Genomic DNA, 12,133 nt, shown 5'->3' with positions numbered 1-12,133 from the left:
TCCCCGTGGTTCCCTCAGTCTTCCGGGTCCCCGCCGGCCCGGCGGCCCTCCGCGGACCGGGCCCGGGATTGGCCCCCGGGCTTCCGGGCACTCGGGCCCGGTCCGGCGGACACCCGGTACGTGCCCGGCGGGCACCCCGTAGAAGGACCACCGGCCCCCGGCCCCTCCCGGTACGACGAGCGGAGAGACCCATGACATCCGCGACGCCCACGCCCGCGTCCCCCGGCCCGTACACCGGATTCGACCGCATGTTCCTGGCCGGGCACTGGCAGCCGGGCAGTTCCGGCAGTGTCGGGACGGATACGGACCCGTACACCGGCGAGACACTGACCGAGGTCCAGCTCGCGGCCCCCGCCGATGTGGACCTGGCGTACGGGGCGGCCCGGGAGGCGCAGCCCGGCTGGGCGGCCCTGCCGCGGGAGGAGCGGGCCGCCGTGCTGGACCGGGCCGCGCGGATCATGGCGGAGCGGCGGGCGGAGATCGGTGGCTGGCTCACCCGGGAGGCGGGGGCCACCGCCGCCCGGGTGGAGATGGAGCTCGGCATCCTGGAGGCCGTGACGCGGCTGGCGGCCGAGCACCGGGAGCCGGACCCGCCGCACGTGGAGGCGAGTGTCCCGGGTAAGGAGAACCGGATCCGCCGGCGGCCCGTGGGGGTCGTCGCGGTGATCAGCCCGTGGAACTTCCCGGCCTATCTCTCCAACCGCTCGGTGGCTCCCGCGCTGGCGGCGGGCAACGCCGTCGTCCTGAAGCCCGCCGGTGACACCCCGGTCACCGGCGGGCTGCTGCTGGCGAAGACCTACGAGGAGGCCGGGCTGCCGCCGGGGCTGCTCAGCGTGCTGGTGGGCAGCGGCGGCGAGATCGGCGATCTGATGGTGGCGCACCACGTGCCCCGGGTGGTCTCCTTCACCGGTTCCACGCCGGTGGGCCGGCGCATCGCGGCCCGGGCCGGGCTGAAGAAGCTCGCCCTGGAGCTGGGCGGCAACGGCCCGATGGTGGTCCTCGACGACGCCGGTCTCGACGGCGCGGTGGACGCCGCCCTCTACGGCAGCTACTTCCACCAGGGCCAGATCTGCATGGCCACCAACCGCGTCATCGTCGACCGCTCCCGCTTCGACGACTTCGCCGGCCTCTTCACCGAGCGGGCCCGCGCCCTGTGCGCCGGGGACCCACGCGAGGAGCGGACGCAGATCGGCCCGCTGATCAACGACTCCCAACTGGCGGGCGTGCGGGACAAGGTGGCCCGCTCCGTCACCCAGGGCGCCCGGGTCCTCCTCTCCGGCGAGCCGGTGGGCCCCACCGGGCGGGTGCTGCCGCCGCATGTGGTGATCGGCCGCAATGACGTCGCCACCGCCGCCGAGGAGGTGTTCGGCCCGGTGGCCACCTTGCTGCCGGCGGACGGCGAGGAGGACGCGCTGCGGCTGGCCAACGACACCGAGTACGGCCTGTCGAGCGCGGTGTTCACCGGCGACCCGGAGCGCGGCCTGCGGTTCGCCTCCCGCGTGGAGGCCGGGATGACGCACGTCAACGACACCACCGTGCACGACGACGTGCGGGCGGCCTTCGGCGGCGAGAAGGAGTCGGGGCTCGGGCGGTTCGGCGGCGAGTGGGTCTTCGAGGAGTTCACCACCCCGCACTGGGTCACCGTCCAGCGCACTCCGCGCGACCTGTCGTTCTGACCCGGCGTTCCGGCACGGGTTCCGGCACGGCGTTCTGCCGCCGCGCTCCGGCACCGCGTTCGGCAGACGATCTGACAGTCACCCAATAAGCCGCTGCGGCAGGGCCGTTGGCCTTAACCGGAAGCATGTGCCCCTCTAGGATGTGAGCGCGTCGCACCGCACACGCGATCGCGCGGACGAGACTGTGAGGGGTCGGATGGGCCAGACACAAGAGCCGCTGCCCAAGGGGATCGACATCAACGTTCCCAGTGTGGCTCGGATGTACGACTACTTCCTCGGCGGCAAGGACAACTACGCCGTCGACCGGGAAGCCTCCGACGAACTGCTGAAGGTGGTCCCCAGCACGCGGGAACTGGCCCTCAACAACCGGCAGTTCCTGGCCCGCGTGGTCCGCCGGCTGGCCGAGGACCACGGCATCCGCCAGTTCCTGGACCACGGCTCCGGCCTCCCCACCCAGAACAACGTGCACCAGGTCGCCCAGAGCGTGGACCCGGCCTCGCGCGTGGTCTACGTCGACAACGACCCGATCGTCCTCGCCCACGGCCGCGCGCTGCTGGAGGAGAACGAGAACACCGCCGTCATCACGGCGGACATGCGCGACACCGACGGGATCTTCAACCATCCCGAGGTCGAGCGGCTGATCGACTTCGACGAGCCGGTGGCCGCCCTGTTCGTCTCGGTGCTGCACTGCATCAAGGACGAGGACGACCCGGCCGGTCTCATACGGACCGTCAGGGACCGGCTGGCGCCCGGCAGTTTCATGGTCATCTGCCAGTTGGTGAGCGAGGACGCCGCCACCCGCGAGTTCGTCACCGACTTCATGGACAAGAGCACCCACGGCAACTGGGGCCGGGTGCGGCAGCAGCGGGAGCTGGAGCAGTTCTTCGAGGGCCTGGAGATCCTGGAGCCGGGCCTGGTGGAGGTCTCCACCTGGCACCCGGACAGCGAAGTCGCCCCGCGGCAGCGCACGCAGGAGTGGATCGAGTACGGCGGCGTCGGCCGGCTCCCCTGAGCCCGGCCGGGCCCGCCCGGAGCACGGCGGGCCCGCCCCGTCCCGTCCCACTCCCCTCACCCCTCGCCGCAGAGGGGCCGCACCAAGGAGGGCCCGTCCCGGGCCGGTGGATTCCCACCGCGCGGGGGCGGGCCCTCGCCGTTCCCGGGGCATCGCCCGCGGGCCCCGCGCCGGTGCCGTGCGGCTTTTCCCGCCGTTTTTCCGGCGGACGCGCGTGCTCACCGGAAACCGGGGAAAACGCACCGCTACCGGCGCCGCGCGCCGGCCTCAACGGGACCGTCGAATACCGGACATGACCGCCGGTGCGCAGCAGTCGTTCTCCGGGAACACCGACTGCCGTCATAAATTCCGCTATTCACTCATGCGTCCCCCCGTCGCATTCCACACTGCACCGCATTCCGTTCAGAAGTGAGCGTGAATGGCCCATGCCTACTCACCATCTCTTCATTCTCTGTCGAAGACGGTAGGCCCGATCCCGTCGCCCGGCCGCACGGGCGGGGTTAAGGATCTCCGGGACCGGGGGAGGTTGGGGGCGCCGCGCGCCGGGCGGCGCCGGAACCCCCTCCCCCACGCCCCGGACGACTCCACACCCCAGCTTCAGGAGGCCGAATATGACAGACGCAGCCGACAGCATCACGGGCACCGGTCATGCCCCGGGCGGCGGCGGTGTCGTCATCGCCCCTCCGAGACCCGGGGACCCGGCCGCCGGGGAGGCCCCGTTCGACGAAGCCGAGGTGCCGCTGTACTACTCCCGGAAGACCGCCGACATCCTGCACAAGTACGGCCCGGGGCCGCGCGTCCACTTCCACCTGGGCATGTTCGACGGCACCCCGGACACCACCGTCGCCCAGCACCTCATCCGCCGCCGGATCACCGACTCCCAGGAAGCCGTGATCCGCCACGCGGCCACCACCTGGGGCGCCGCGGACCATCCACCGGGCACCCTCCTCGACATCGGCTGCGGCCTCGGCGGCGGGTCGATCTACTGGGCCCAGGAGCACGGCAGCACCGTCACGGGCATCACCGTCACCGCGGACCACATACCCGTCATGGACCACCTGGCCCGCCGGGCCGGGGTCCGCGACCGCGTCACCCCCGTCCTGGGCGATATCCACGACTTCCGGGAGGAGCGCGCGTATGACGCCGCCGTGGCCGTGGAGAGCGCCGTGCACATGGACCGGCGGCGGCTCTTCGCCGTGGCTGCCCGGGCCCTCCGGCCCGGTGGCTGGTTCGGCCTCCAGGACCACTTCCTGTGCCGCCCGGAGGTCGCCGGCTTCGTGAACGGCTACTACCGGACCCGGCTGGGCCCTCTCGACGAGTACGTCTCCGCCGCGCACGAGGCGGGCTTCGTCCTGGAGCGGAACGAGGACATCACGGACCCCGTCGCGGAGTTCTGGGTGCAGTCCATGGCCTGGACGGCGGCCGAACTCGACCGGACGGCGCAGCCGGGCGAGTCCTCCCCCATCGCCCGCGACCGGCTGATGGACTCGGCCGTCGGCCACGGCAGGCTGTTCCGGATCTGGCGCGATCACGCCGTCGAGACCCGGCTGCTCCTCTTCCGTCTCCGGACGGACTGAGCCGGTGCCGGACACCACCAGCACCCCCGCGGCCGCCATCACCCGCAGTGCCCGCACCGAGGAGACGCTCCCGGGCGGACTGCCGCCCTTCTACTGTCCCGTGGAGTCGGCCGTCCACCCCGCGGTCCGCAGGATCGAGGAACGGGCCGTCGCCTGGCTCGACGCGCGCGGCGTCTTCACCGACGCGACCGAACGGGCCTGGAATCTGGCCAGCAACGCCGCGGAGTTCAGCTGCCGTCTCGCCCCGTACGGTGACGAGGAACGCCTGCTGCTGTTCGCCCAGTGGACGTACTGGCTGTTCGCTCTCGACGACACCCGGCTCGACGCCGGGCCGTCCGCGGACCGCGGCCCGGACCTCGCCGGCCTCGGGCTGCGTCTGGTCCGCTGCCTGGAAGCGCCGGGTTCCGGGATGCTCGGCTCCGGCCCGATGGCGCGCGCGCTCGACGACCTGGTCGTGCGCACCCGGGCCGTGACCAGCACCGTGCAGTACCAGCGGCTGGCCGACGGGGTGCGCGATCTGCTGCTGGGCGCGGCCTGGCAGCACGGCAACGCACGCCGCGGCGTCGTGCCGAGTCCCGCGGAGTACGCCGCGGGGCGCATCGCCGATGTCGGGACCCGGTTCGACGCCGCCTTCGTCGAGATTGCCAACGGTGTCGAGATTCCCGGCGCACGGCTGTACTCCGGACCCGTCCGCGCCCTGATCGAGGCCACGGGCTTCATCGCTGCCTGCGACAACGATCTGCTCTCCCGGGCCAAGGAGGCCGGTGAGGGCGCCGCCGCCCCGGACATCGTGCGGGTCCTCACCCGTCACCACCGCTGCTCCGAGGGGGAGGCCCTCGCCGCCGCGCTCGCCCTGCGGGACCGGGCGATGACGCTCTTCCTCCGCTTGCGCGAGCGGACCGCGCGGGGGGCCGACGCGGACCTCCGCCGCTGTCTCGACGATCTGGGCCACTGGATCGCGGGCAACATCCGCTGGTCGGACACGGCGCCGCGCTATGCCAGCCCGCGTCATCTGCACCGGCTGCCCGTGACCGGGGCGCGGCTGGGCGTCGTCCGGCGCCCGGACCCGGCCGACGCCCGGCCGGACGCGCCCGGTCTGGCCACGATCGACTGGTGGTGGGACCAACTCGGCGTCTGACGGGCGTCCGCGCGGCCCCGGGTGAGCCCGCCCGCGCGGACGCCCGGCCGGGCTCACCCGCCGGCGAACCACCGGGCCGCGCGCCGCCACCACGGGTCCGCCGCCCGCAGCGGGGGCCGGCCGGAGCCGGCGGCGAGGGGATCGGCGACCCCCGCGACCGGTGCCGCCGTCCCCGGCCGCGCCGAGGCCGCCGCGGGTTCCCCGGTGCCGTCTCCCCGCCGGGCCTCCCCGGGCAGCGGCGTGCGCCGGGTGGACGGCGCCGGAACGGCCGCGGACAGGGATGCCTCCTTCGGCTCGGGCCGGTGCGGGGTGAACTCGACGGGCAGCGCCGTGAGATGACGGGTCATGAGGGCTGACACCCAGGTCAGCTCCGTCTCCTCCACGGCCAGCCGCAGATCCGGGAGGCGGGCCAGCAGAGCCTCGACGCCGGTGTCCGCGATGGCCCGCCCGATGTCCTGGCCGGGGCATTCGTGCGGGCCGCCGCTGAAGGCCAGGTGTGAGCGGTTCCCGTGGACGGGGACGCTGGGGTCGGGCCGGATCGCCGGGTCGAGATTGCCCGCGGCCAGCCCGAGGATCAGCAGGTCACCGGCGCGGATGGACTGTCCGGCGAGTTCCGTGTCCCCGGTGGCCCACCGCCCCACGGCCGTCATCATCGGCGGCTCGTCCCACAGCACCTGCTCCATGGCGTCGGGCAGCGTCATGTGGCCGCCCGCCAGGTCGGCCCGGAAGCGGCGGTCGGTGAGGACCATCCGCAGCATGTTGATGATCAGGTTCGCCGTGGTCTCGTAGGCGGCGATCAGGACGAGCCGCAGGTGCTGCTCCACCTCGTCGTCGGTCAGTCCGGCGGGGTGCTCGATCAGCCGGCTCGCGAAGTCGGGCCCCGGCGAGGCGTGTTTGCGCGCGACGAGCTGGCGCAGGGTGCGCAGAACGTAGTCATTGCTGGCGACCGCGGTCTCGGTGCCCTTGAGCAGGTCGCGGGCCGCGTTCACCAGCTTGGGGCCGTAGGAGTCGGGCATGCCCAGGAGCTGCGTCATCACCAGCATGGGCAGATGGTCGGAGAACTGCCGGACCAGGTCCGCCCTGCCGTCGGCGCAGAACCGGTCGATCAGCAGGTTCGCGGAGCGGGTCACCGTGCGCCGGATGCCCCGGCGGTCGAAGCGGTCGAGGCCGTCGGTGACGGCGCCGCGGAGCCGTTCGTGCTCCCGGCCGTCGACCTGGGTGCACATCGGCTGCCAGGCCACGACGGGGGCGAGGGGGTGGTCCGCGGCGACGCGGCCCTCGCGGGCGAGGCGCCAGTGGCGGGAGTCGCGGGAGAAGCGGGAGGGGGTGCGGGCCACGTCGAGGTTCTCGCGGTAGCCGAGGACCAGCCAGGCCGGGAGGTCGCCGTGGAGGAGGACCGGGGCGACGGCTCCGTGCTGGGCGCGCAGCCGTTCGTACAGGCCCATCGGGTCGGTCTCGGCCTCGGGGCCGTAGAGCCGGATCAGGCCCCCGGGCCCGTAGGCGTGGGCGGGGCAGCCGGGCGGCGGCGCGGTCCCGGCGCCGGCGGCTGAGGAGGCGGCAGTGGAGGAGGCGGCGACGGCCGAGCGCGGGTCGGTGGCGATACGGGCGCCGGTGCCGGGTGCGGGGCCGGCGGGGTCGGGTGGCGGGACGGTCACGGGGACTCCGGGGTTGCGGTGGCGAGGGTGTGCAGATAGCGCATGAGCGTCAGCAGGGCGTCCCGGCAGGAGCCGCGGTCGCGGGCGTCGCAGGCGACCATGGGCACGGAGTCGGGCAGGTCCATCGCCGCGCGCAGATCGGCCATCGGGTAACGGGGCGATTCGGGGAAGTCGTTGACGACGACCACGAACGGGACGCCGCGCTCCTCCAGCCGCCCGACGACGTCGAAGCTGACCTCCAGGCGGCGGGTGTCGATGAGGACGAGCGCGCCCAGGGCCCCTTCGAAGAGGCCGTTCCAGAGGAACCAGAAGCGCTCCTGGCCGGGGGTGCCGAAGAGGTACAGCACCAGTTGCTCGTTGATGCTGATCCGGCCGAAGTCCATGGCGACGGTGGTCTCGGTCTTCCGCTCGACGCCCGCGATGTCGTCGACGCCGACCCCGGCCTGGGTCATCGTCTCCTCGGTGGTCAGCGGGCGTATCTCGCTGACGGAGCCGACCAGGGTGGTCTTGCCGACGCCGAAGCCGCCGACGATCACCACCTTGACCGCGGACGTGGCCGTGGCGGGGAGGGTGTCCTCGCTGCGCGGGCCGGGGAGCGTGTCAGAGGTTCTGTAGTCCATGCATCACCGCCTTGAGGAGTTCCGCGTCGGGCAACGCGGCGGTGGGGATCGGGGCGCGGGCCTCCATGCGCCCGTCGGCCAGCAGGTCCGTGAGGAGCACGGTGACCGTGCTGACGGGCAGGTCCAGATAGGCGGAGATCTCGGCCACGGAGAGCGGGTAGTGGCACATCCGCAGCATGGCCGCGTGCTCGGGCTGCATGCCCGGCTTCGGCACGTCGCGGGAGACGATGAGGGTGACCAGGTCGAGGCCGGCCTTTCTGCCGCGGGCCCGGCTGCGGCCGCCGGTCAGCACGTACAGCCGCTCGGGGGCACCTTCCTCCCAGTCCTCGCCGGGCCCGCTCATGTGTGCTCGTCCACGCGCGGCGGGCTGCTGAGGTGCTCGCCGATCCTGGCGACGAGGTCGCGCATGCGCTGCCCCATCAGCCCGGCGTCGACGCCGTCGTCGGCGAGCACGGCGAGGTAGGCGCCGGCGCCGGCCGCCATGAGGTAGAAGAAGCCGCCGCTGACCTCGATGACGACCAGCCTCATCCGCCCGGTGCCGTGCGGGAATTCGGCGGCGATCGCGCCGGACAGGCTCTGCAGTCCGGCGCAGGCCGCGGCGAGCCGGTCGGCGGTGTCGCCGTCGGTGCCGTGCTGTGCCATGCACAGGCCGTCCGCGGAGAGCACCACGATGTGCCGGGTCTGCGGGACGCTCGTGGCGAGATCCCTGAGCATCCAGTCCATGTTGAGCCGCTGCTGTGTCACGTTTCTACTCATCCCCGTCCACCGAGTCGTCACTGTCCGGACGCGCGGCCCGCGGTACCGGCGTCTCTCCGTTGATGCCGCTCTGGAAGGCAGCCAGCCACAGCCCCGGCTTGACCTGTTCCGCGGCCGCTGGCGGCCGGGGTGCCGCCGCGGACCGGGCGGGCGCCGCGGCCCGGGGGGCGACGCCGGGGTGCCGGCGGCGGCGCTGTGGCAGCCCGCCCGCGCCGCGGACGGCCGCCGCGGTGTCCTCCTCCATGGCCGCTCCGTTCGGCGGGGGCAGCGGCGTCGGCGTGGGCCGTGTCCTGCGCTTGGGCGGCGGAAGGGTGGCGGCCCTGGCGACGGCGCCGCCGGGGGTGGGCGTGGCGGTGACGAGGTCCTGCGGGACGATCAGGACGCAGCGGACGCCTCCGTAGGCCGAGGGGCGCAGCGACACCTGGAAGTCGTGGGTCTGCGCCAGCCTGCCCACCACGGCGAGGCCCAGCCGGGGGGTCTCGCCGAGGTCGTTGAGGTCGATGCCCGCGGAGGCCTGGGCCAGGACGCGTTCGGCGCGCCGCCGGGCCTCCTCGGTGAGGCCGACGCCGGCGTCCTCGATCTCCACGGCGATGCCGGACTGCACCTCGATGGCGGTGAGGTGGACCCGGGTCTGCGGGGGCGAGTAGCGGGTGGCGTTGTCGAGCAGCTCGGCCAGTGCGTGGATCAGGGGCTCGACGGCGGGTCCGACGATGGCGGCCTCGGCGACGGAGTGCAGGTCGACCCGCTGGTAGTCGATGATGCGGGACATGGCGCCGCGCAGGACGTTGAAGAGCGGGACGTTCTGCTGCCACTGGCGGCCGGGGCGGGAGCCGCCGAGGACGGCGATGCTGTCGGCGAGCCGGCCGATGAGGGCGGTGCCGTGGTCGAGGTGGAGGAGGTCGCCGAAGAACTCCGGCTCGTTGCCGTGCTTGTCCTCCATCTCCCGCAGGTCCTGGGCCTGCTGGTGGACGATCGCCTGGACGCGGCGGGCGATGTTGACGAAGGCGCGGTGGGCCGATTCGCGCAGGTCCTCCTCGGCGCGGACGGCTTCGAGGACGAAGCGGAGCACCGCTTCGTGGGCGGCGTGGAAGCGGGGGTCGGCGCCGGGCGTGTAGGCGACGCCCTCCAGGACCTCGTCGACGGAGGCCCCGCGCTGGAGGCGGTCGACGGCCGCGGGCAGCAGTTCCCCGGCGAGCCGTGCGGTCTCGGCCTCCTGTTCGGCGAGGCGGCGGCCGAGCGCCGCTTCCTGCTCGGCGGCGCGCCGGCGCAGTGCGTGGACAAGGCGCCCGCGCCGTACCGCCTCGGCCGCGGCGATCGCCACGGCGGCGGTGGCGACGGCGCCGCACCAGGCCACCGGGGCGCGGGCGCCGTCGGGAACGCCGAGGACGGCGACGACCGCGCAGAGAGCCGTCACGGCGGGTGGGAACAGCCACAGAAGTGCGGAGGCGGGCCGCCGACCTCCTGGTGACGAGCCGGCACGAACCATCAATGTCTCAAACCCTTGCGGAAGGAATAGGGGTGTCGGCCGGTGCGTCGGGGCACCGGCGGGGGCCGCCGCCGCGATCCGCGCCCCAGGGGCGATCGCGGCGCCGCGGCGGCCGGTGGCGGCCTGCGGAAATCGCCGCAACCCGCCTGCGAGACATGGAGCATAGCCCTTTCATTCTTACCGCTGGGATGAAGATGTCCTTTTCTCAGGAATATGCTGTTGGACCTTTCACAACACATAAAAAAGTGGTCGGACTTTTGCAGCGGGATCGCTTTGCCGGTCCATTTTTTTTCGGTCATTCCGGCTGACCTGCGGGAATGACCCGGCCCCCGAAAACGGCACGAGGGCGGCGCCGGACGGGGCACGGCCGCTTCCTCCGGCTGCCCCGCCCGAGTGGTGAGCGCGCGCACCGCGGCACAGGCTGGTGATCGCCTGTCTGTCCCCCCCATTCGGCACCCCCTTCGACGTGCGGCGAGGTCCGGCCATGCAGCCACCACCGGTCACCGGCCCCCGGGACGAGCGGCCCCGCCGGCGGCCGCGGCGAGCGCCGGGAGGCCTCCCCCGGCGCGGCCCGCGCACCGCTCGGGCCGAGGGCGCCGCTCGTGGTGCCGCCCCGCCGGGCGCGGCCGCACCGGGGGCCGCCGCGTCCGGGCGCGCCGGGGTGCGGTGGGCCGCCCGCGCCGTGCCGTACGGCCCCGCAGCCGTCGCCGCCCTCTTCACGCTGCTGCAGCTGGCGGTGGTCGTCCCCGGCACCGGCCTCGGCTGGGACGAGACCGTGTACGTCAGCCAGGTCAGCTCCCACGCCCCGGCCGCGTTCTTCAGCGCTCCCCGCGCCCGGGGCATCGCGTATCTCGCCGCTCCGGTGGCCGCCGTCACCGACGCCGTTCCGCCGCTGCGCGTGTGGCTGGCGCTGCTCAGCGGGGCCGGTCTCTTCCTCGCCCTGCGGGTGTGGCGCGGTCTGCTGCCGGCGACGGTGCTCACCCTGGCCGGGGGGCTCTTCGCCGGTCTCTGGGTGACCCTCTTCTACGGTCCGCAGGTGATGCCCAACCTCTGGGTCGCGCTGGCCGCGCTGTTCACCACGGGCTGTCTGCTGCGGGCCGTGCGGAACCCGGCCTCCCGGCTCGCCCCGGCCGGGGTGTGCGCGGGCGTCGCCCTGGCCGCCCTGATGCGCCCCTCCGACGCCCTCTGGCTCGCCCTGCCGCTGGGCACCGCCCTGCTGCTGATCCGCTCCTGGCGGCGCCCGCTGCTGCTGACCGCCCTGGTGGCGGGCGGTGCGCTGGGCTGCGCGGAGTGGGTCGCCGAGGCGTACACCGCGTACGGCGGCTTGGCGGCCCGGCTGAGCCGGGCCAGCGAGATCCAGGGCCATCTCGCCCCGTACTTCTCCGTGGACGACCACATCCGCGCCCTCGGCGGCCGCACCCTGTGCCGGCCCTGTGACGTGCCGTGGCGGAACCCGGGCACCGGCGTCTGGTGGTTCGCCCTCCCCCTGCTCGCCGCCGGGGGCGCGCTCGCGGCACGCCGCACCCGGTACCGGGCCGAAATCCTGCTGCCCGCCCTGACGGGGCTGGGGCTCGCCCTGCCGTATCTGTTCCTGGTCGGCTACGCGGCGCCGCGCTTCCTGCTGCCCGCGTACGCGCTGCTGTCCCTGCCGGTCGCGCACGGCCTGATCCGGCTGGCGCGGCGGGTGCGGGAGGCCCGGCCCCGGCTGCGTCCGGCCGCCGTCGCGCTGTCCGTGACGGTGCTGGGCCTGCATCTGGGCGTGCAGTTCACCGTGCTGCACTCCACGCTCACCACCTTCCGGGCCAACGGCGAGACGCTGGACCGGATGGCCGCCGAGCTGGGCCGGCAGGGGGTCCGGCCGCCGTGTGTGGTCTCCGGCCCGGACGCGGTGCGGATCGCCTTCCGCGCCGGCTGTTCCTCGCGCCAGGTGGGCGGGCACGACGGCAGCATCACGCACGCGGCGCTGCGCGCGGCGGCGGAGAACCGGCCCGTCGCCGTCCTGGTGACGAACGGTGCCGAGCCGCCCCCGTACGCCCGGGCCTGGCGCTCCCGGCCGCTGCCGGACCTGGGGCCGTGGCGGTTCCGCGCCTATCTGTCCCCGGCGGCCCGCCCGGAGAGCGGACCGGTCACCGCCCGCGGCTGACCGGGGCCGGGCACGGGGCGCACAGCACGGCGGCGGCCCTCCGGGACAGCCGTGAGGCTGTTCCGGAGGG

Annotated in this window: 10 protein-coding genes; 5 read left to right on the top strand and 5 right to left on the bottom strand. The window is 74.1% G+C overall.

Features of this window, described 5'->3' with window-relative positions:
- Positions 1-191 precede the first annotated feature (191 nt).
- The 4 genes from IF83_RS0125065 to IF83_RS0125050 all read left to right on the top strand — a co-directional run bounded on the left by IF83_RS0125065 (position 192) and on the right by IF83_RS0125050 (position 5,403).
- Positions 192-1,676 (top strand): aldehyde dehydrogenase family protein, encoded by a 1,485-nt coding sequence (locus tag IF83_RS0125065; protein WP_030547884.1) that lies wholly within the window; start codon positions 192-194, stop codon positions 1,674-1,676.
- Positions 1,677-1,872: 196 nt separating this feature from the next.
- Positions 1,873-2,688, top strand: coding sequence for an SAM-dependent methyltransferase (locus IF83_RS0125060; protein ID WP_030547882.1), 816 nt, complete (start codon positions 1,873-1,875; stop codon positions 2,686-2,688).
- 611 nt (positions 2,689-3,299) lie between these two features.
- On the top strand, positions 3,300-4,265 hold the full coding sequence (locus IF83_RS0125055; RefSeq protein WP_078843849.1) for an SAM-dependent methyltransferase: 966 nt from the start codon (positions 3,300-3,302) through the stop codon (positions 4,263-4,265).
- A gap of 4 nt (positions 4,266-4,269) precedes the next feature.
- Positions 4,270-5,403, top strand: a complete 1,134-nt coding sequence (locus IF83_RS0125050) for a terpene synthase family protein (protein WP_244177199.1) — start codon at positions 4,270-4,272, stop codon at positions 5,401-5,403.
- Positions 5,404-5,456: 53 nt separating this feature from the next.
- Here IF83_RS0125050 and IF83_RS0125045 read toward each other — a convergent pair whose 3' ends face one another.
- Genes IF83_RS0125045 through IF83_RS0125025 form a run of 5 tightly spaced genes read right to left on the bottom strand, consistent with a single transcriptional unit; the run spans position 5,457 to position 9,920 of the window.
- The gene (locus tag IF83_RS0125045; protein WP_394297374.1) at positions 5,457-7,058 is read right to left on the bottom strand and encodes a cytochrome P450; all 1,602 of its coding nucleotides are present in this window, start codon (positions 7,056-7,058) and stop codon (positions 5,457-5,459) included.
- The gene (locus IF83_RS0125040) at positions 7,055-7,678 is read right to left on the bottom strand and encodes a GTP-binding protein (protein ID WP_030547874.1); all 624 of its coding nucleotides are present in this window, start codon (positions 7,676-7,678) and stop codon (positions 7,055-7,057) included. Before IF83_RS0125040 ends, IF83_RS0125045 begins: the two co-directional genes overlap by 4 nt.
- The gene (locus tag IF83_RS0125035; protein ID WP_030547872.1) at positions 7,659-8,021 is read right to left on the bottom strand and encodes a DUF742 domain-containing protein; all 363 of its coding nucleotides are present in this window, start codon (positions 8,019-8,021) and stop codon (positions 7,659-7,661) included. The genes IF83_RS0125040 and IF83_RS0125035 overlap by 20 nt, the downstream gene beginning before the upstream one ends.
- Positions 8,018-8,401 carry a roadblock/LC7 domain-containing protein gene (locus tag IF83_RS0125030; RefSeq protein WP_078843855.1) on the bottom strand — a complete coding sequence of 128 codons (384 nt, stop codon included), beginning with the start codon at positions 8,399-8,401 and terminating at the stop codon, positions 8,018-8,020. The genes IF83_RS0125035 and IF83_RS0125030 overlap by 4 nt, the downstream gene beginning before the upstream one ends.
- 25 nt (positions 8,402-8,426) lie before the next feature.
- On the bottom strand, positions 8,427-9,920 hold the full coding sequence (locus IF83_RS0125025; protein WP_051723351.1) for a sensor histidine kinase: 1,494 nt from the start codon (positions 9,918-9,920) through the stop codon (positions 8,427-8,429).
- A gap of 661 nt (positions 9,921-10,581) precedes the next feature.
- Here IF83_RS0125025 and IF83_RS0125020 point away from each other — a divergent pair.
- Entirely contained in the window at positions 10,582-12,063 is a 1,482-nt protein-coding gene (locus IF83_RS0125020) for a hypothetical protein (RefSeq protein WP_051723349.1), read from the top strand.
- Positions 12,064-12,133: the final 70 nt, after the last annotated feature.

This window comes from Streptomyces albus subsp. albus (assembly GCF_000719865.1).
In the GTDB taxonomy this organism is placed as follows: domain Bacteria; phylum Actinomycetota; class Actinomycetes; order Streptomycetales; family Streptomycetaceae; genus Streptomyces; species Streptomyces albus_E.
The sequence above is the reverse complement of the archived record's forward strand: the minus strand, read 5'-3'. Positions and strand labels throughout refer to the sequence as shown.

Excerpts from the sequence above, each read along its gene's own strand:
- IF83_RS0125065 (WP_030547884.1), top strand. The coding sequence starts at position 192 with ATGACATCCGCGACGCCCACGCCCGCGTCCCCCGGCCCGTACACCGGA.
- IF83_RS0125040 (WP_030547874.1), bottom strand. The coding sequence starts at position 7,678 with ATGGACTACAGAACCTCTGACACGCTCCCCGGCCCGCGCAGCGAGGAC.
- IF83_RS0125030 (WP_078843855.1), bottom strand. The coding sequence starts at position 8,401 with ATGGACTGGATGCTCAGGGATCTCGCCACGAGCGTCCCGCAGACCCGG.
- IF83_RS0125025 (WP_051723351.1), bottom strand. The coding sequence starts at position 9,920 with ATGGTTCGTGCCGGCTCGTCACCAGGAGGTCGGCGGCCCGCCTCCGCA.
- IF83_RS0125055 (WP_078843849.1), top strand. The coding sequence starts at position 3,300 with ATGACAGACGCAGCCGACAGCATCACGGGCACCGGTCATGCCCCGGGC.
- IF83_RS0125060 (WP_030547882.1), top strand. The coding sequence starts at position 1,873 with ATGGGCCAGACACAAGAGCCGCTGCCCAAGGGGATCGACATCAACGTT.
- IF83_RS0125035 (WP_030547872.1), bottom strand. The coding sequence starts at position 8,021 with ATGAGCGGGCCCGGCGAGGACTGGGAGGAAGGTGCCCCCGAGCGGCTG.